Genomic DNA, 19,998 nt, shown 5'->3' with positions numbered 1-19,998 from the left:
TTTAAAACGAATGAAAGAAAGAGGATTACTTATTGTTTTATCAGGTCCATCTGGTGTTGGAAAAGGAACTGTCCGAAAAGCAATTTTTTCCCAGCCTAATACAAAATTTCAATACTCTATCTCAATGACAACGAGGAAACCTCGCGAAGGAGAAGTGGATGGAGTTGACTACTTTTTTAAATCTAGAGAAGAATTTGAAGAGCTAATTGAAAAAAACAAACTTCTTGAATGGGCAGAATATGTCGGGAACTATTATGGAACCCCAATTGACTATGTAGAATCAACGTTACAAGAAGGAAAAGATGTATTTCTAGAAATCGAAGTACAAGGAGCACTTCAAGTAAGAAATGCGTTCCCAGATGGTTTATTCATTTTCTTAGCTCCACCAAGTCTGAAGGAATTAAAGAACAGAATCGTTACGAGGGGTACTGAAACTGATGATTTAATTCTTAACAGAATGAAGGTTGCAAAAGAAGAAATTGAAATGATGGACGCTTATGATTATGTAGTAGAAAATGATCAAGTAGAGCTAGCTTGCGACCGGATTAATGCAATCGTCACTGCTGAGCATTGTCGACGTGACCGTGTTGCAAGACGATACAAACAAATGCTGGAGGGAGATTTTTAATGTTAAATCCATCTATTGACTCATTATTAAACAAATTGAATTCAAAATACACACTTGTAACTGTTGCTGCGAAAAGAGCAAGAGTAATGCAAGAGAAAAATGATGGAATGGTACAGAAGCCTGTATCCTTTAAATCAGTTGGGAAAGCATTAGAAGAAATAGATGCTGGTCTACTTTATTATTCAACTGATAAGAAAACGGATGTTGATACAACACCAACAACTACTAATGAATAACCAAAAATAACAACCTCTCATGTAGGTTGTTATTTTTTTAAGTAATGTCTAGCCAAAGCTCCTAGCCCCTCGATCACATAAGCAAAATCCTCTGAAGTCAGGATTATGAGGAAATGTTCGTTTAATGCTTGTCGAGGCTGAGCGAGGCACTTTGATTTTTCTATAAAGGGGGATTCAAATGCTTAATAAAAAAATATTGCTTTGTGTGAGCGGTGGTATTGCTGTTTACAAAGCTGCTGCTTTAACTAGTAAGCTAACCCAAGCGGGTGCTGACGTGAAAGTAATCATGAGTGAATCTGCAATGAAATTTGTTAATCCATTAACATTCCAAGCTCTCTCACGTAATGATGTGTACTTTGATACATTCGATGAAAAAAACCCGGAAGTTATTGCACATATCAATCTAGCTGATTGGGCTGACTTAGTTGTTGTTGCACCAGCAACAGCAAATTCGATTGGAAAACTTGCAAATGGAATTGCAGACAACATGATTACAACTACATTGCTTGCTACAACGGCTCCTGTTTGGATTGCTCCGGCGATGAATGTCCATATGTACGACCATCCTGCTGTAAAACGCAATATTGACATTTTAGCAAGGGATGGATATCAATTTATTGAACCATCTGAGGGATATTTAGCATGTGGCTATGTAGGCAAAGGTCGTTTGGAAGAACCTGAAAAAATTGTTGACTTGATAACTAGTCATTTTACTGAGCCGAGATTACTACATAACAAAACAGTCTTAATTACAGCTGGCCCGACTCGGGAGAAACTTGATCCTGTTCGTTTTTTTACAAATCGTTCAACCGGAAAAATGGGCTATGCACTTGCAGAAGCTGCGAGTAAAGCTGGTGCAGAAGTAACTTTGATTTCTGGCCCAACTAATCTTCCGGTACCTCCAAATGTAAAACTCATTCCTGTTGAGTCTGCGGAAGAAATGTTTAGACAGGTCATGACGTTTTATAAACAAAGTGATATCGTAATTAAATCTGCAGCTGTTGCCGATTATCGTCCAAAACAGGTATATGAAGGTAAAATGAAAAAGAAATCAGGCGAACTCGTACTAGAACTCGAGCGAACTACAGATATACTAAAAACATTAGGTGAACAAAAGGAACATCAATTTTTAATAGGGTTTGCTGCTGAAACGGACAATATTGATGAATATGCAAAACAAAAACTTGCATCGAAAAATCTTGACATGATTGTTGCGAATAATGTGACGACACAGGGAGCAGGGTTTGGTACAGATACAAACCTTGTAACGATTTATAAAAAAGATGGGACTCATAAAAATTTGCCGATGATGACAAAGTTTGAAGTTTCAAAGGCGATACTTCAAGAAGTAAAACAAATTATGGATGGCGAGAATAAATGAATATCGCAAGCGTAATCGTCGATGTTCCTGCAATGCAAACTGATAAACCATTTGATTATATCGTTCCTGATAAATGGAGTGACATTGTTGTACCAGGAATGAGAGTTGTTGTCCCATTTGGTCCTCGTAAAGTTCAAGGCTTCGTTATGAGTTTATCGGAAAAGGGCGAAGTGAATAAGCTAAAGGAAATCCATTCTTTGCTTGACCTTACACCAGCCCTAAACGAGGAGCTCCTCCACATCGGGGAGTGGTTAACAGAAAAAACACTTTGTTTTACAATTTCTGCATTGCAAGCGATGCTACCATCAGCAATGCGAGCCAAATATGAAAAAGAAATACGGCTGCTAGAGCCATCCAAAAGAAGTGAATTAGAGCCGGCCATCCAAGCTTCATTTGAAAAACACGATGTAATTAGCTGGGAAGATGCAGTGGAAAACGATTTGTTGAATATTTACCAAAAGGATATTAAAAAAGGGCTTCTTGAAGTTGTCTATATTGTAAAAAATCGTAGCAATAAGAAAACCTTGAAACAGGTTCATCTTCATCATTCAATAGAAGAAACAGAGAAAATAATGGAAGAGCTACCTGCAACTGCAAAAAAACAAAAAGAGGTGCTTGAATTTTTTCTGGAAGATAATAAACCAATTCTATTGAAGGAACTTTTGCAGGAGGTAGGTGTAACCGACAGCACGATTCGAACAATGGTAAAAAAAGGTCTGCTAATCGAGCGAAATGTTGAGGTTTACCGTGATCCATACGCGGATAGGCATTTTGCACAAACTTCACCAATGCCTTTAACTACAGAGCAACAAAACGCGATTTCCCCTATTCTTGATTCAATTGAGGATGTTATCCATAAGGTGTTTTTAATGTATGGTGTAACAGGTAGCGGAAAGACTGAAGTTTATATGCAAGCGATTGATGCTGTTTTAAAAAAGGGCAAAGAAGCCATTGTTTTAGTTCCTGAAATTTCGCTCACCCCACAAATGGTAAGTCGATTCAAGGGGCGGTTTGGTTCCAGAGTAGCAGTAATGCATAGCGGGCTTGGAATTGGTGAGAAATACGATGAGTGGCGAAAAATTTATCGTAAGGAAGTAAGTGTAGTAGTTGGTGCAAGATCTGCTATCTTTGCTCCATTTGAGAACATTGGGATTATTATAATTGATGAAGAACATGAATCAAGCTACAAACAGGAAGACAATCCGAGATATCATGCGAGAGATGTAGCCATTTTTCGTGGCCAGTTGCATGACGCTCCAGTTATTTTAGGAAGTGCTACACCTACCCTCGAATCATTCGCACGAGCCTCAAAGAATGTCTATGAATTACTAACATTGAAGGAACGAGTTAATAACAGACCTTTACCAACAGTTGAGATTGTTGATATGCGTGAGGAATTGCGAAATGGAAATCGCTCGATGTTTTCGAGCACCTTATTTGAAAAGTTAACTGAGCGACTTGAACGGAAAGAGCAGTCTGTTTTATTTTTAAATAAACGTGGCCACTCTTCCTTTGTGATGTGCAGGGATTGTGGATATGTAGCAAATTGCCCACATTGTGATATTTCTTTGACATATCACAGACCACATCACCGGTTAAAATGCCATTATTGTGGATATGAAACATTTATGCCAAATACATGTACCGAATGTGGAAGTGAGCATATTCGTTTCTTTGGGACTGGAACGCAAAAGGTGGAAGAAGAGCTCGCAAAGGTTTTACCGGAGGCTAAGGTAATTCGAATGGACGTTGATACAACAAGTCGAAAAGGTGCACATGAGAAATTATTGAGGGAATTCGGTGAGGGAAAGGCAGATATTTTGTTAGGAACACAAATGATTGCTAAAGGGCTGGATTTTCCTAATGTCACATTAGTTGGTGTTCTAACGGCAGACACAATGCTTAACTTACCTGATTTTCGATCTTCAGAAAAAACATTTCAGCTTCTAACACAGGTTAGTGGAAGAGCTGGACGTCATCAACTGCCTGGTGAAGTCGTGATTCAAAGCTATACACCTGAGCATTACAGTATCGAGCTCGCAAGTCGGCATAACTTTGATGGCTTCTATCAAAATGAAATGAAAATTAGAAAAGCACATGCGTATCCACCATTTTATTATCTTGCATTAATAACTGTCACACATCCTGAGTTAACGAAGACAGTAGATGTAGCTGAGAAAATTGCAATCTATTTACGAAGATCTTTATCAAATCAATCCATCATTTTAGGACCGGTTACATCACCAATTGCAAGGATTAATAATAGATATCGATACCAATGCATGATAAAATACAAAAATGAGCCAAATTTAAATAAGCTTTTAAAAGGAATATTGGACCGTTATCAAAGAGAAATTTCACAAAACTCGCTTACTTTATCAATTGACTTAAACCCATATATTATGATGTAGTTTAAAGTTTCGAAAAAAGAGAGAGACTGATAGAAAAGCGAAAAGTGGACTTTGAACGAAATATATAAAAACTTGTCATGGAGGAACTTCTTTGTCAGTATTACCAATTGTTAAATATCCAAATGAAATACTTGAAGTTGAATGTGAAAAGGTGACAACATTTGACCGAAAACTATCAAAATTAGTGAAAGATATGAATGATACAATGCTCGAGGCGGACGGTGTTGGCTTAGCTGCCCCTCAGGTTGGAATTGCAAAACAAATCGCAATCGTTGATATAGGAGACGAGAGTGGGCTTATTGAACTTATTAATCCAGTTATACTAGAGAGCAGGGGTGAACAGGTGGGTCCAGAAGGCTGTCTCAGTTTTCCGGGCCTTTTTGGTGAAGTAACACGAAATGATTATGTAAAGGTAAGAGCGCAAAACCGCAGAGGGAAAACGTATATAATTGAGGCTAGAGAATTCTTAGCCCGTGCGATTCAGCATGAAATCGATCACCTGCATGGTGTTTTATTTACTTCAAAGGTGAATCGTTTCTATGAAGAAGGAGAAATTGAAGGGTAGGTAATGATATGGAACGAATTGTATTTATGGGTACCCCTGACTTTTCAGTACCTGTTTTACGACAAATCATTGAGGATGGGTATGAGGTTGTAGCTGTTGTTACTCAGCCAGACAGGCCAGTTGGAAGAAAAAGATTGTTAACCCCACCACCTGTTAAGGTGGAGGCATTAAAACATAATATCCCTGTCCTGCAGCCAAATAAAATTAGAGAAAAAGAAGAAATTGAAAAAGTTTTAAGTTATCAACCTGATTTAATCATAACTGCTGCATTTGGACAGATTCTTCCAAAAGAATTACTGGAAGCTCCTAAATTTGGTTGTATTAATGTTCACGCATCATTACTTCCAGAGTTAAGAGGTGGGGCACCGATTCATTCTTCTATCCTTCAAGGAAAGAAAAAAACAGGTGTCACCATCATGTATATGGTTGAAAAGCTAGATGCGGGAGATATTTTAACTCAAGTGGAAATTCCAATTTTAGAAAATGATCATGTTGGATCTTTACATGATAAATTAAGTGTGGCTGGTTCAAAGCTCTTATCAGAGACAATTCCACTACTTTTAGCAAATAAAATTACACCGATAAAACAGGATGATTCTAAGGCAACCTTCGCATCAAACATTAAACGTGAACAAGAAAAAATTGACTGGGCAAAAAATGGGGAGGATATTTATAACCAGATTCGTGGTCTCCATCCATGGCCTGTAGCATACACCACGTTAAGTGGTGAAGTAATGAAAATTTGGTGGGGCCAAAAGGTGCCTTCATCCACTCCTGAAAAATGCGGGACGATTGTCTCAATTGAAAAAGATGGGTTTATTGTTTCGACTGGGAATACTACTTTTATTAAAATCACCCAACTTCAGCTTGCCGGAAAGAAAAAGATGAGTGCAGAGCAATTCCTATTGGGGGCGAACATACAAGTAGGAACTCAGTTAGGAGACAACAATGACAAGTAATAATGTACGAAGCGTTGCACTTGAAATATTACTACAAATTGAAAAAAATCAGGCTTATAGTAATATTCTTTTAAACCAGATGATTAAAAAACACGAGGTTAAGGGAAAAGACGTTGGTTTGCTAACAGAGATTGTATATGGAACAATCCAACAACGTGATACCTTGGATTTTTATTTAACACCTTTCCTAAAAAATACTAAAAAGCTTGAGTTATGGGTGAAAGTATTATTAAGACTCTCTCTTTATCAAATGGTTTACTTGGACAGAGTACCAGAAAGAGCCATCTTTTTTGAGGCAGTAGAAATTGCAAAAAAGAGAGGCCATAAAGGTACTGCTTCACTTGTAAATGGAGTATTACGTTCAATCCAACGCAACGGCTTGCCTTCGTTAGAGCAAATTAAAGATGAAGTGGAAAGAATAGCCATTGAAACAAGTCACCCGAACTGGCTAGTAACGCGTTGGGTAAAGCAAATAGGAATCGAAGAAACACGGAAAATGTGTGAAGTAAATTGTACTCCACCAGAACAGACTGCTCGTGTTAATGGAATGAAAACAACAAGAGAAGAGCTTATTCACATGTTAAACGAGGATGGAGTTGAAACGGAAGTAGGTAGCGTTTCTATTGATGCGATAAAGGCTATTCGCGGAAATCTTGCAAATACAAAAGCATTTAAGGAAGGTTATTTTACCATCCAAGATGAAAGTTCCATGCTTGTTGCAAGAGCACTCGGTGTAGAAAAAGATGACTATGTCCTTGATAGCTGTGCAGCACCCGGAGGAAAGACAACACATATTGCGCAAATTTTACAAAACACGGGTAAAGTAATTTCATTAGACCTTCATAAACATAAAATAAAATTAATTGATGAAGCAGTAACTCGATTAGGGTTAGAAAATGTTGAAACAAAAGCTTTTGATAGTCGAAAAGCAGGGGAAATCTTCGAGGTGCAAAGCTTTGATAAAATTCTTGTTGACGCTCCTTGTTCGGGCTTTGGAGTAATAAGAAGAAAACCAGATATTAAATATTCAAAATCGGCACTAGACAATTCAAGCCTAGCAAAAATACAATTAGACATTTTAACAGAGGTTTCAACTTTATTAAAAAAAGATGGTATACTCGTGTATAGCACATGTACAATAGATTACGAAGAAAATGAAGGTGTAATCAAAACCTTCCTAGAACAGAATAAAGATTTTATATTAGATGAGACAATTGAAAATTATCTGCCTGAAATAGTGAAACCATATATTAAAAATGGACAGCTTCAGCTTTATCCACATTATTTTGGAACGGACGGATTTTATATTGCAAGATTAAGAAAGCAGGTGTAATGTAATTGGAAGAAGTACAAACAACAAGAAGAAAAAAACAAAACCTACCAAATTCAAAACCATCCATTTATTCGCTTCAATTAGCCGAAGTTGAAAACTGGTTAGTTGAAAACGGAGAAAAGAAATTTCGAGGAAATCAGATTTTTGAATGGCTATACTCAAAGCGGGTTACAACATTCGATGAAATGACCAACCTATCTAATGATTTAAGACAAAAGCTTGCTGAACATTTTACGATTACGACACTTAAAACGATCATCCAGCAAACTTCAGCTGACGGAACAATGAAGTTTTTATTTGAACTTCATGATGGTTATTCTATTGAAACAGTTCTCATGAGACATAGCTACGGTAACTCTATTTGTGTAACAACACAGGTCGGTTGCCGCATCGGTTGTACCTTCTGTGCATCAACTTTAGGGGGACTTAAGCGTAATTTAGAAGCTGGAGAAATTGTTGCCCAAGTTGTAAAAGTTCAAAAAGCACTAGATGAGGTCGGTGAACGTGTAAGCCATCTTGTCATAATGGGGATTGGTGAGCCGTTTGATAATTATGATCAAATGCTTTCATTCCTAAAAATAATTAACCATGATAAGGGCTTAAATATTGGTGCCCGTCATATTACTGTTTCAACGAGTGGAATCATTCCAAAAATCTATAAGTTTGCCGATGAACAATTACAAATTAATTTTGCAATCTCTTTACATGCACCTAATACAGAAATTAGAAGTAGGTTAATGCCGATAAATCGAGCATATAAATTACCTGATTTAATGGAAGCTGTACGTTATTATATTGAAAAAACAGGGAGAAGAATTAGCTTTGAATATGGGTTGTTTGGCGGAGTCAACGATCAAGTTGAACATGCTGAAGAATTAGCAGAGCTATTAAAAGGAATTAAGTGTCATGTGAATTTAATTCCAGTTAATTATGTTCCTGAACGCGATTATGTTCGAACACCGCGAGAACAGATCTTTGAATTTGAAAAGACATTAAAGAAACATGGTGTAAATGTGACAATACGTCGTGAGCAAGGTCATGATATCGATGCTGCCTGTGGTCAATTACGTGCAAAGGAGCGTAAAGAGGAGACGAGGTGAAACAAATGAAGTCGTTCTTTTTGACAAACCGGGGAAAAGTAAGGCAAATCAATGAAGATAGCTGTGGTGTCTATCAAAATAAGGCTGGGCAATTATTAGCTGTAGTCGCTGATGGAATGGGAGGACATTTAGCTGGTGATGTTGCGAGTAGTATGACAACATCACAGCTACAGTCCTATTGGGAGCAAGTTGAGAAAATCTCCACATCTGAGTCTGCAGAAGAATGGTTGAAAGAACATATTTTAAAAATAAATGCAAACCTATATAAACATTCACAGGAAAATGAAGAATGCAAAGGTATGGGAACGACAGTTGTTGCATCCATTTGTACAGATTTATTTTCAACCGTTGCACATATTGGGGATAGTAGATGTTATGTACTAAATAGTCATGGGTTCCAACAAATTACAGAGGATCATTCCCTTGTAAATGAACTTGTTCGGTCCGGTCATATTTCAAAAGAAGATGCAGAGCATCATCCGCGAAAAAATGTTGTTTTACGTGCATTAGGAACCGAAACACATGTGCAAATAGACCTTAAAACACTTATTTTAGACGAAGGGGATATGCTCTTAATTTGTTCTGACGGCTTATCTAACAAAGTCCCAGAAGATAAATTAAAAAGTATACTCGAAAGCGACGAAAGTATTGAAAATAGATGCGAACAACTTATCCAATTGGCCAACGATAATGGTGGAGAAGATAATATAACATTAGTAATCGTCGACTACACGTCTGAAAGTGAGGGCGAATAATCTTATGCTTATTGGAAGACGATTAAGTGGTCGTTATAAAATTCTCGAGGTCATTGGTGGAGGTGGGATGGCCAATGTCTATCTTGCCCGAGACGTCATTTTAGAGAGAGATGTTGCCATTAAAGTTCTACGGTTAGATTTTTCAAATGATGAAGAATTTATCAAGCGCTTTAGACGAGAAGCACATTCAGCTACAAGTTTGGCACATCCAAATGTTGTAAGTATTTATGATGTTGGAGAAGAAGAGGATATTTATTACATAGTAATGGAATATGTCCCAGGCCAAACCTTGAAACAATACATACAGCGTAATGCACCGCTTCATCCGAAGGAAGCAATCAATATCATGTTGCAACTAACTTCAGCAATCACTCACGCACACCAAAATCAAATTGTTCACCGAGATATCAAACCACAAAATATCTTAATTGATCATGATGGAACGGTGAAAGTAACGGATTTTGGGATTGCAGTTGCATTAAGTTCAACAACCATTACACAAACAAATTCCGTGCTTGGTTCAGTTCATTATTTATCACCGGAACAAGCTAGAGGTGGCATGTCTACAAAAAAATCAGACATTTATTCTTTAGGTATTGTAATGTTTGAACTTTTAACTGGGCGTGTTCCTTTTGAAGGTGAATCAGCGGTATCAATTGCATTGAAACACCTGCAATCCGATACACCTTCACCTAAAAGGTGGAATGCGACTATCCCACAAAGTGTGGAAAATATAATTTTAAAAGCCACTGCCAAAGACCCATTCCATCGCTATGATTCGGTTGAAGATATGGAAGAGGATTTACAGACAGCCCTATTTCCAAATCGTTTAAACGAGGCAAAATTTGTGATACCTGATTTGGATGATGAGGTGACTAAAGCAATTCCGATTATTAAGGATAACACACCATTAGCTAAAGAAACGATGGTTAGAGATTCTCAAAAGAACACGAATCAGTCTAATGAGGACGAGCCGAAACCAAAGAAAAAGAAAAAGAAGAAGAATAAGCTGTTAGTCAGTCTTGCAATTATTTTTTTCTTAATTCTTGCTGCTGGTGTGGCTGCAGTTACAATTTTTCCAGCCTTATTTTTACCTAAGGATGTCGAAGTTCCGGATGTCTCGAACATGACCTATGATCAGGCAGTCGATGAACTGAAGGAAGCAGGTTTTACAATAGGTGAAACGAGCGAAATCAGCGACCAAGAAATTCCTGAAGGCTACATCATACGAACAAAACCTGAAGCAGGTAAATTAGTGAAAGAACGTGCTACAATTGATTTATATGAAAGTACAGGAAAAAAGAAAGTCGTATTTAAGGATTATGTTGGTAAAAACTATGATGAAGTTAGGGAAAAATTAACCAAAGAAGAGTATACAGTATATTCCGAAGAAGAATATAGTGACAGCGCTCGAGGAACTATTCTAAGCCAATCCATTGATGAAGGTGAAGAGGTTGTTCCAGAAGAAACAGAAGTTACTTTTACGGTAAGTAAGGGGCTTGAAACTATTAAACTTGCTGATTTATCTAAATATCCAGGAAATGCACTTGCTGAATATGCAAAAAGTACTGGTTTGATAATTGATCAAGCAGAGGAAAAATACTCAGAAGATATCCCTTCTGGTCAAGCAATTTCTCAGTCGCCTGAAGCCGGAGCCGAATTAAAAAAGGGTGATAAGGTAAAAGTAATCATGTCAAAAGGCCCTGAACCAAAAGAGCCCGTAAATGTGAAGCGAACAATAACGATTGACTATACGCCGGATGAAGAGCAGAATCCGCAGTTGGTTAAAATATATATTAAGGATGCCAATCATACTATTTCGGATGTTTATAAACAGTTTGAAATTAAGGAAGATAGCTCAATTGATATAAACTTTGTTATTAACCCGGGTGAATCTGCTGAATACAGAGTGTACATTAATGAAATCCCTTATAAGAGTGAGGAAATTCCGTACGAAGAACAATAGGTTGCATTAGGTAGTGGAGTAATTCCACTACCTAATGCATGTCGTGACGAATGAAATAAAACAAGGAGTGAAACTATGCCAGAAGGCAAAATCGTAAAAGCATTAAGTGGTTTTTATTATGTTCATAACGAGGATGGGGAAGTAATTCAATGTCGTGGAAGAGGGGTTTTTCGGAAAAACAAGGTAACGCCTTTGGTTGGCGATAACGTGGTCTTTCAGGCAGAGAATGAAACGGATGGGTATATTTTAGAAGTATTGGAACGTAAAAATGAGCTTGTTCGTCCCCCAATCTCTAATGTTGATCAAGCTATTTTAGTTTTTTCAGCGATTAAGCCCGATTTCAGTCCATTGTTGTTAGATCGCTTTCTTGTTTTAGTAGAATCGAACGATATAAAACCTATTATTTGTATCAGCAAAACGGATTTAATTTCGGATGATGCATTCAAAGAAATCCAGCAGTACGCAAATATGTATAAGGAAATTGGGTACCAAGTCATCTTAACGTCAACAAAGGAACGTGAAGGTCTTGATAAACTGATGCCATTATTGGATAATCAAATTTCCGTATTTGCGGGACAATCTGGAGTTGGTAAATCTTCATTGTTAAACACTTTACGACCTGATTTAGAATTAAAAACAAATGAAATTTCCTCATCTTTAGGGAGAGGAAAGCATACGACAAGACATGTTGAATTAATTGAGGTTGGAAATGGGCTTGTCGCAGATACACCAGGTTTTAGTTCGTTGGAATTTTTAACAATCGAATTAGAGGAACTTTCATATTGTTTTCCGGAGATTTATGACGCAGGAGCAAATTGTAAGTTTCGAGGTTGTACTCATATTTCTGAGCCGAAATGTGCTGTTAGACAAGGGGTTGAGGATGGAAGTATTGAGCAATTCCGTTACGACCATTATGTGAGTTTTTATGAAGAAATCAAAGATAGAAAGCCGAGGTACTAAAAAATGATTAAAATTGCACCATCCATACTTTCAGCAGATTTTGCAAAGCTTGGAGAAGAGATCAAAGATGTTGAAAATGGGGGAGCAGACTATATTCATGTGGATGTCATGGATGGTCACTTTGTTCCAAATATTACGATAGGTCCGCTAATTGTAGATGCGATTCGACCAATTACTAAATTACCATTAGATGTTCATTTAATGATTGATAACCCGGATCAATACATTCCTGCATTTGCAAAAGCAGGAGCAGATTTTTTAACGGTACATGTTGAGGCATGTCCACATCTTCACCGTACCATCCAGTTAATCAAAGCGCATGGTGTAAAAGCAGGTGTAGTATTAAATCCAGCTACTCCAGTAGATACGATTAAGCACATCATTGAGGATATCGATTTAGTGTTGTTAATGACAGTGAATCCTGGATTTGGTGGGCAAAAATTCATTCATTCCGTTCTCCCTAAAATCGAGGAAGTAGCAGGAATGGTGAATGAAAAGAATTTAAATGTTGAAATTGAAGTGGACGGAGGCGTCAATGAGGAAACGGCAAGGCTTTGTGTCCGTGCTGGCGCTAATGTCTTGGTTGCGGGATCAGCTATTTATAATCAAGAAGACCGCAAAGCAGCGATTGAAAAAATTCGTAGTGTATAAAAAGAGCAGAAATTTCTGCTCTTTTTTGCATAGTATAGCTCGGTTAACACGATTTTTTAGTAATGAACTTAGATTGAATTGTACTTTTTTAAATCAAATAGGCATATGAATGAGTAAGAAAGTTTAAATGGAATTGCTTTTATTTATATGTATTATGGTACTATTTATTTTCATTTGAATATTATTATAAGGTAGACTGCTGATTTCAATGAAAGTACGTGGATATTGCATTGAGGAGGGAAAGTATGAAATTTTATACAATTAAGTTACCAAAGTTCTTAGGCGGTATCGTCCGTGCGATGTTAGGATCTTTTAAAAAGGGATAAAAAAGGCACCGTCCTTGGGTGCCTTTTTTTGTGCAAAAATTTTAGCTCTTACCTAATGTGAGAGCTAAAGACTTTTCTTATTGTCTAGCTTCAGGTGCCAACGGCTTGAGGTCACAAGCCAATCGCTACGGAAAGCAAAAAGCGCCTTCTATCAGCGCTTTTCTTGCGCTTTCGCCGATAAGCGGCCCCTTACGGATTTCGTTTATTACACGCGTTCTACTTTACCAGATTTTAATGCTCTTGCAGAAACGTATACGCGTTTTGGTTTACCGTCAACTAAAATACGAACTTTTTGTAGGTTAGCTCCCCATTTGCGTTTTGAAGCATTCATTGCATGGGAACGAGCATTACCAGTAGTAGTTTTTCTACCTGTAATTACACATTTACGTGCCATTCTATTTCCCTCCTTACTTGCACAGCAACAATCAAACATAATCGCTTTCTTATAGAAATACTTATATAATTTATCATACAAACTGGGATATTGCAATAGTTCAAAGTCAAGGTTTAAAGGAAAAATACTTGTCAAGACATAGAAATAATAAAAAGCTATATAATAAAAGGTAATGAATACTCATGGTAGCTTAATGAATTACTTTTAAAAAATGAAATGTTATAGTAAAATGACTGTAGCCAAGGTGAACAATTTTAAAGGGGGAACTGATATGTCCATCGAATTAAAAACGAAGTACGGACAAATTGATATATCAAATGATGTAATTGCAACGGTTGCTGGGGGAGCTGCTATCGATTGTTATGGGATCGTTGGAATGGCCTCTAAAAAGCAAATTAAAGATGGTATTACTGAGCTTTTACGAAAAGAAAATTTTGCCCGTGGTATTGTTGTTCGTCAAGAAAATGATGAAGTTCATATCGACATGTACATAATTGTAAGTTATGGCACGAAAATATCTGAGGTTGCCCACAATGTTCAATCAAAGGTGAAATATACATTAGACCAAACAGTAGGACTTGCTGTCCACTCGGTTAATATTTACGTGCAAGGTGTTCGTGTAACGAACCCGTAAAGAGGAGGAAAATGGAGTGTCAATTACTACATTAGATGGAAAACGTTTTGCAAAAATGGTGTTATTAGGTGCTACTCATTTATCTAATAACGCAAAAATGGTAGACGCACTAAACGTTTTCCCTGTGCCAGATGGTGATACCGGAACGAATATGAATCTTTCCATGACATCTGGTGCAAAGGAAGTAAAAAATAATGCTAACCCACATATTGGTAAAGTTGGTGCATCTTTAGCGCGCGGGTTATTGATGGGGGCTCGAGGTAATTCAGGAGTTATCCTGTCTCAGCTTTTCAGAGGATTTTCTAAAGCGATTGAACAAAAGGAGACTTTAACAGCATCTGAATTTGCCCACGCATTTGAAATGGGTGTGGAAACAGCTTATAAAGCAGTTATGAAGCCTGTTGAAGGAACTATTTTAACAGTTGCGAAGGATGCTGCAAAGCGGGCAGTTGCTGTTGCAACGAATGAGACTGACATCGTAGTTGTGATGGAGGAGCTTGTAAAGGAAGCCAAAGCTTCATTGAATCGTACACCTGATCTCCTACCGGTCTTAAAAGAAGTTGGGGTTGTAGACAGTGGCGGTCAAGGGCTGTTACTTGTATATGAAGGCTTCCTTTCAGAATTAAAGGGTGAAACAATCGATAATATGTCAATTGCTGCCCCGTCGATAAACGAACTTGTAAAAGCTGAACATCATAAAAGTGTACAGAGTCATCTAAATACTGAAGATATCGTATTCGGCTACTGTACAGAATTCATGGTAAAGTTTGAAACGGAGAAAACTAGTAAAAATCCATTTTCTGAAGAAAAATTCCGTAATGATTTAAGCCAGTATGGGGATTCTTTACTAGTTGTGTCTGATGATGATATCGTTAAGGTGCATATCCATTCTGAGCAACCTGGCAATGTGTTATCATACGGACAACGCTACGGTAGCTTAATCAACATGAAAATTGAAAATATGCGAGAACAGCACACTGCTATCTTAGATGAAGATGAAGCTCATACTCCTGTTGCAGAAAAACGTCCTAAAGAAAAAGAGAAATACGCAATAATTACGGTTGCAATGGGGTCAGGAATTACAGAACTATTCAAGAGCATCGGTGCACACTTTGTTATTGAAGGTGGACAAACGATGAATCCAAGTACTGAAGATTTTGTGAAAGCGATGGAATCAGTACATGCTGAAAATTATATACTTCTACCTAATAACAAAAATATTATTATGGCCGCCGAACAGGCCGCATCAGTCGTTGAAGGAAACGTTGTAGTTGTGCCATCACGAACAGTACCACAAGGAATGTCCGCTTTACTTGCATTTAACCCAAGTGGTGAAATTGAGGCAAATCAATCTTCTATGACAGATGCATTAGGAAATGTTAAGACTGGTCAAATCACTTATGCTGTCCGGGATACCAATATTGATGGTATCGATATTTCAAAAGATGATTTTATGGGAATCGCTGAAGGGAAAATTGTTGTAACGAACAAAGATAAACTAATAGCGGCAAAAGACCTTTTATCAAAAATAATATCTGTTGATGAGGATGAAATAGTGACCGTTATTTATGGTCAAGACGCTTCAGAGGATGATGTAAATGCAATTGTAGAGTATCTTGAAGAAGAGTTTGAAGATATTGAAGTTGAAGCACATAATGGTGGCCAGCCACTTTATGCATTTATTTTTTCAGTTGAATAAAGCTATAATATAGAAGGGATTAGTCCCTTCTATTTCAATGTTTGGGGACAATTTCCTGTAGATAAAAAAGTGATAGACAAATAGAGTAATAAGTAGGAACACAGTCTGACCTTACTCCATAACAATATACAGTAAGTAGGGAGGAGAATATATGAAATATAGAAGTGTTTTTGATATTATTGGTCCGGTTATGATTGGTCCATCAAGCTCACATACCGCAGGAGCAGCTCGTATCGGAAGGGTTGCAAGAAGTCTGTTTGGTCGTGAACCAAAGTGGGCAAACATCTCCTTCTATGGTTCCTTTGCCGAAACGTATAGAGGGCATGGTACAGATGTAGCAATCATCGGTGGGTTGCTTGACTTTGATACATTTGATGAAAGAATTAAAACTTCATTAGAGATCGCAAAAGAAGCGGGTATGCAGATAAAATTCATTGAAGAGGAAGCAATTCCAGAACATCCCAATACTGCCCGGGTGTCAATTGGGGATGAGGATGGGGAATTGGAGCTTGTTGGTATTTCTATAGGTGGCGGAAAAATTGAAATTACCGAATTAAACGGTTTTCAATTGCGGTTGTCCGGAAATCATCCTGCCATTCTAGTAGTCCATAATGACCGTTTTGGTGCGATTGCAGGTGTTGCGAATGTACTTGCAAAATACGCCATCAATATTGGACATATGGAAGTTGCGAGAAAAGAAAGAGGAATGCAAGCACTTATGACAATTGAAGTAGATCAAAATATCGATCAGAATGTGTTAGACGAACTATCTACCTTACCAAATATTTTAAAAGTGACCAAAATTGTTGACTAAGTATCATTTTTAAAACGTTTACAATATTTAATTATGTCTAGCTCTAGGCGCCATCGGCTCTCGGGTCTAAGGTCAATCGCTTCGGAAGGTAAAATGCACCTTCGCGTAGCGCTCGTCTTATGCTTGTCGCCGAAAGCTGCGCACCTTGCGCTTTTTTTGACAGGAGGGTTTTTATGTTTCGAAATGTTGCTGAATTAGTAGAGCTTGCTACTGCTAAAAATATGAAAATTGCTGATGTGATGATTGAACAGGAAGTTGAAGTAACAGGGAAAAGTCGTGAAGAAATCATCGCACAAATGGAACGAAATCTTGAAGTGATGGAAAGGGCAGTTGAAAAAGGACTAGCTGGTGTCTCATCCCACTCAGGTTTGACAGGTGGTGATGCGGTATTACTTCAAGAATATATAAAAAAAGGAAACTTTTTAACTGGTAAAACAGTCTTAGATGCTGTCAGTAAAGCAGTTGCAACAAATGAAGTAAATGCTGCGATGGGAACAATTTGTGCGACTCCAACTGCTGGTTCTGCTGGTGTTGTTCCGGGAACTTTATTTGCTGTGAAAGAGAAATTACATCCAACAAAAGAGCAAATGGTTCAATTTTTATTTACAGCAGGAGCTTTTGGATTTGTTGTAGCAAATAATGCCTCTATCTCAGGAGCTGCAGGTGGCTGTCAAGCTGAAGTGGGATCTGCTGCAGGGATGGCTGCTGCAGCGATTGTTGAAATGGCAGGAGGGACACCACAACAATCTGCAGAAGCTATGGCGATTACCTTAAAAAACATGCTTGGGCTTGTTTGTGATCCGGTAGCAGGTCTTGTTGAGGTACCTTGTGTAAAGCGTAATGCGATGGGAGCAGCAAATGCAATGGTTGCAGCTGATATGGCATTAGCAGGTGTTACAAGCAGAATTCCTTGCGATGAAGTAATAGATGCGATGTATAGAATAGGTCAAACAATGCCAACGGCACTAAAAGAAACAGCACAGGGAGGGCTAGCGGCAACCCCAACAGGTCGTGCACTAGAAGCAAAGATCTTTGGGATTTCGCTAAACAAAGGTGAGTAGTCTATTACAGCAACCTGTCACGGATATAAAAGGAATCGGTGAAGAGACAGGTATACAGCTTAATGAGATGCACATCTTTACCATTCTTGACCTACTTTTATACTTTCCATATCGATTTGAAGATTATAGTTTACGAGACCTTGCTGAGGTTAAACACGAAGAAAAAATAACAATTGAGGGAAAGGTTCACAGTGAACCACTTTTAACCTATTACAATCGGAAACGTTCACGTCTCACTTTCAGGGTCCTAGTAGGTCGCTATTTAATAACAGCGACCTGTTTTAATCGTCCCTATTATAAAAATAAAATATCGTTAAATGACACGATTACGATTTCTGGTAAATGGGATCAGCATCGGCAAACCATTACGGTCAGTGAAATTGTTTTCGGCCCAATGACAAAGGATAATCGAATTGAACCAGTGTATTCAATAAAAGGGAAAATCACTGTTAAAGGTATGAAACGTTTTATTGCGCTAGCTCTTGGGCAGTTTGGTGATCTAATTGAGGACAATCTTCCTGAACAATTATTAGCCACCTATCGTCTTTTACCTAAGAAAGAAGCCATTAAAATTATGCATCATCCATTAAGCCATCAAGATTTAAAGCAAGCGCGAAGGCGCTTTGTATATGAAGAGTTTTTATTGTTTCAGCTTAAAATGCAGGCTCTACGGAAGTTTGAACGTGAACAGACAGCAGGTTCAGCAATGACTTTCTCTATTGAAGAGTTAGAAAAATTTATGAATGAATTGCCATTTCCATTAACAAATGCGCAGAACCGGGTTGTGAATGAAATCATTGATGACCTTCGTTCTCCATATAGCATGAATCGCCTGCTTCAAGGAGATGTCGGTTCCGGTAAGACCGTTGTTGCAGCCATATCACTATATGCCGCAATCCTTGCGGGATATCAAGGTGCCTTAATGGTCCCAACGGAAATTTTAGCAGAGCAGCATGCACACTCATTAATAGAGTTGTTTTCGGCATACGGAGTAAATATTCAATTATTAACAAGCTCTGTGAAAGGAAAACGAAGAAGGGAAATCCTAGAACAGCTTGAATTAGGTGAAGTTCATATATTGGTTGGTACCCATGCACTTATCCAGGATGAGGTGAATTTCCATAAGCTAGGACTCGTTATAACGGATGAACAGCACAGATTTGGTGTTGAGCAGCGAAGAATTTTAAGGGAAAAAGGTGAAAATCCCGACGTTCTATTTATGACTGCAACACCCATTCCAAGAACTCTTGCAATTACTGTTTTTGGAGAAATGGATGTTTCGGTAATTGATGAGATGCCTGCTGGAAGAAAGAAAATTGAGACCTACTGGGTAAAACATGAGCTACTTGAGCGGATTCTGGTATTTATTGAAAAAGAGATAGCAAAAGGTAGGCAAGCATATGTAATCTGTCCTCTAATTGAGGAATCCGATAAGCTAGATGTACAAAACGCAATTGATGTTCATTCGATGTTATCCTATCATTTTCAAAATAAAGCACAGGTCGGCTTAATGCACGGAAGGTTATCTGCAGATGAAAAGGAACATGTGATGAGGCAGTTCAGTGAAAATGAGGTTCAAATTCTTGTTTCCACAACAGTTGTTGAAGTTGGTGTGAACGTTCCAAATGCAACATTGATGGTTATTTACGATGCGGAACGTTTCGGTCTATCTCAGCTTCACCAATTGCGTGGACGTGTCGGAAGAGGTAGTGAGCAGTCTTATTGCATCTTATTAGCTGATCCAAAATCTGAGGTTGGAAAAGAGCGAATGAGGATTATGACGGAAACAAATGATGGATTTGTCCTTTCGGAAAAAGACTTGGAGCTTCGTGGACCAGGAGATTTCTTTGGAAGGAAACAAAGTGGTGTTCCCGAATTTAAGGTAGCTGATATGGTTCATGACTACCGCACCTTGGAAGTGGCAAGAAATGATGCTTCTAAACTGATAAATTCCGAGGCTTTTTGGAAAAGCCCATCCTATAAACATTTACGAGAAGACTTATTGCAATCAGGTATTTTAGATGGTGAAAAATTGGATTAATCGATATATCATTTAGCAGATTGTGAGGGTTTTTTCTTCTTGCAATCTGCTTTTTTTAATTATATACTTACTATTAGTACCTAG

The 19,998-nt window shown here is 37.9% G+C and carries 19 protein-coding genes; 18 read left to right on the top strand and 1 reads right to left on the bottom strand.

The annotated features are described in order from the left end of the window. Positions 1–10: 10 nt before the first annotated feature. The 13 genes from gmk to spoVM all read left to right on the top strand — a co-directional run bounded on the left by gmk (position 11) and on the right by spoVM (position 13,271). Positions 11–628: a guanylate kinase gene (gmk, locus tag BTHG_RS03965; protein ID WP_010282578.1), complete on the top strand. Its 618-nt coding sequence runs from the start codon at positions 11–13 to the stop codon at positions 626–628. After that, entirely contained in the window at positions 628–864 is a 237-nt protein-coding gene (gene rpoZ, locus BTHG_RS03960) for a DNA-directed RNA polymerase subunit omega (RefSeq protein WP_010282577.1), read from the top strand. Before gmk ends, rpoZ begins: the two co-directional genes overlap by 1 nt. Positions 865–1,042: 178 nt before the next feature. Further along, entirely contained in the window at positions 1,043–2,245 is a 1,203-nt protein-coding gene (gene coaBC / locus BTHG_RS03955) for a bifunctional phosphopantothenoylcysteine decarboxylase/phosphopantothenate--cysteine ligase CoaBC (RefSeq protein ID WP_010282576.1), read from the top strand. Then, positions 2,242–4,656 carry a primosomal protein N' gene (gene priA / locus BTHG_RS03950; RefSeq protein WP_010282575.1) on the top strand — a complete coding sequence of 805 codons (2,415 nt, stop codon included), beginning with the start codon at positions 2,242–2,244 and terminating at the stop codon, positions 4,654–4,656. The genes coaBC and priA overlap by 4 nt, the downstream gene beginning before the upstream one ends. A gap of 91 nt (positions 4,657–4,747) precedes the next feature. Beyond that, positions 4,748–5,221, top strand: a complete 474-nt coding sequence (gene def / locus BTHG_RS03945) for a peptide deformylase (RefSeq protein WP_010282573.1) — start codon at positions 4,748–4,750, stop codon at positions 5,219–5,221. 8 nt (positions 5,222–5,229) lie between these two features. Then, the gene (fmt, locus tag BTHG_RS03940; RefSeq protein WP_010282570.1) at positions 5,230–6,180 is read left to right on the top strand and encodes a methionyl-tRNA formyltransferase; all 951 of its coding nucleotides are present in this window, start codon (positions 5,230–5,232) and stop codon (positions 6,178–6,180) included. Next, complete coding sequence (rsmB, locus tag BTHG_RS03935) at positions 6,170–7,513, top strand: 16S rRNA (cytosine(967)-C(5))-methyltransferase RsmB (RefSeq protein ID WP_010282568.1); 1,344 nt, start codon at positions 6,170–6,172, stop codon at positions 7,511–7,513. The genes fmt and rsmB overlap by 11 nt, the downstream gene beginning before the upstream one ends. Before the next feature lie 5 nt (positions 7,514–7,518). Beyond that, positions 7,519–8,613 (top strand): 23S rRNA (adenine(2503)-C(2))-methyltransferase RlmN, encoded by a 1,095-nt coding sequence (rlmN, locus tag BTHG_RS03930; RefSeq protein ID WP_010282565.1) that lies wholly within the window; start codon positions 7,519–7,521, stop codon positions 8,611–8,613. Positions 8,614–8,618: 5 nt separating this feature from the next. Then, complete coding sequence (locus tag BTHG_RS03925; RefSeq protein WP_010282563.1) at positions 8,619–9,368, top strand: Stp1/IreP family PP2C-type Ser/Thr phosphatase; 750 nt, start codon at positions 8,619–8,621, stop codon at positions 9,366–9,368. Between the two features lie 4 nt (positions 9,369–9,372). Continuing rightward, positions 9,373–11,334: a Stk1 family PASTA domain-containing Ser/Thr kinase gene (pknB, locus tag BTHG_RS03920; protein ID WP_010282548.1), complete on the top strand. Its 1,962-nt coding sequence runs from the start codon at positions 9,373–9,375 to the stop codon at positions 11,332–11,334. 75 nt (positions 11,335–11,409) lie between these two features. Continuing rightward, entirely contained in the window at positions 11,410–12,294 is an 885-nt protein-coding gene (gene rsgA, locus BTHG_RS03915) for a ribosome small subunit-dependent GTPase A (protein WP_010282546.1), read from the top strand. Positions 12,295–12,297: 3 nt separating this feature from the next. Further along, positions 12,298–12,945, top strand: a complete 648-nt coding sequence (gene rpe, locus BTHG_RS03910) for a ribulose-phosphate 3-epimerase (protein WP_010282533.1) — start codon at positions 12,298–12,300, stop codon at positions 12,943–12,945. 245 nt (positions 12,946–13,190) lie between these two features. Beyond that, on the top strand, positions 13,191–13,271 hold the full coding sequence (gene spoVM, locus BTHG_RS24215; RefSeq protein ID WP_010282530.1) for a stage V sporulation protein SpoVM: 81 nt from the start codon (positions 13,191–13,193) through the stop codon (positions 13,269–13,271). A 205-nt stretch (positions 13,272–13,476) separates the two neighbouring features. On the opposite strand, the gene rpmB is transcribed toward spoVM, so the two are convergent. Continuing rightward, complete coding sequence (rpmB, locus tag BTHG_RS03900; RefSeq protein ID WP_010282529.1) at positions 13,477–13,665, bottom strand: 50S ribosomal protein L28; 189 nt, start codon at positions 13,663–13,665, stop codon at positions 13,477–13,479. Between the two features lie 271 nt (positions 13,666–13,936). Here rpmB and BTHG_RS03895 point away from each other — a divergent pair, with 271 nt between their 5' ends. From BTHG_RS03895 to recG, 5 genes are all read left to right on the top strand, one after another. Beyond that, positions 13,937–14,299 carry an Asp23/Gls24 family envelope stress response protein gene (locus BTHG_RS03895; protein ID WP_010282528.1) on the top strand — a complete coding sequence of 121 codons (363 nt, stop codon included), beginning with the start codon at positions 13,937–13,939 and terminating at the stop codon, positions 14,297–14,299. Positions 14,300–14,315: 16 nt separating this feature from the next. Then, positions 14,316–15,998, top strand: a complete 1,683-nt coding sequence (locus BTHG_RS03890) for a DAK2 domain-containing protein (RefSeq protein ID WP_010282527.1) — start codon at positions 14,316–14,318, stop codon at positions 15,996–15,998. 151 nt (positions 15,999–16,149) lie between these two features. Further along, a complete protein-coding gene (gene sdaAB, locus BTHG_RS03885) occupies positions 16,150–16,812 on the top strand; it encodes an L-serine ammonia-lyase, iron-sulfur-dependent subunit beta (protein ID WP_010282526.1) in 663 nt (220 codons plus the stop codon). Between the two features lie 173 nt (positions 16,813–16,985). Then, positions 16,986–17,873 (top strand): L-serine ammonia-lyase, iron-sulfur-dependent, subunit alpha, encoded by an 888-nt coding sequence (sdaAA, locus tag BTHG_RS03880; RefSeq protein ID WP_010282525.1) that lies wholly within the window; start codon positions 16,986–16,988, stop codon positions 17,871–17,873. Beyond that, a complete protein-coding gene (gene recG, locus BTHG_RS03875; protein WP_010282524.1) occupies positions 17,866–19,914 on the top strand; it encodes an ATP-dependent DNA helicase RecG in 2,049 nt (682 codons plus the stop codon). The genes sdaAA and recG overlap by 8 nt, the downstream gene beginning before the upstream one ends. Positions 19,915–19,998: the final 84 nt, after the last annotated feature.

Origin of the sequence: Bacillus timonensis (assembly GCF_000285535.1) — a bacterium.
In the GTDB taxonomy this organism is placed as follows: Bacteria; Bacillota; Bacilli; order Bacillales; family Bacillaceae_L; genus Ferdinandcohnia; species Ferdinandcohnia timonensis.
This window is presented reverse-complemented; position numbering and strand designations above follow the sequence as displayed.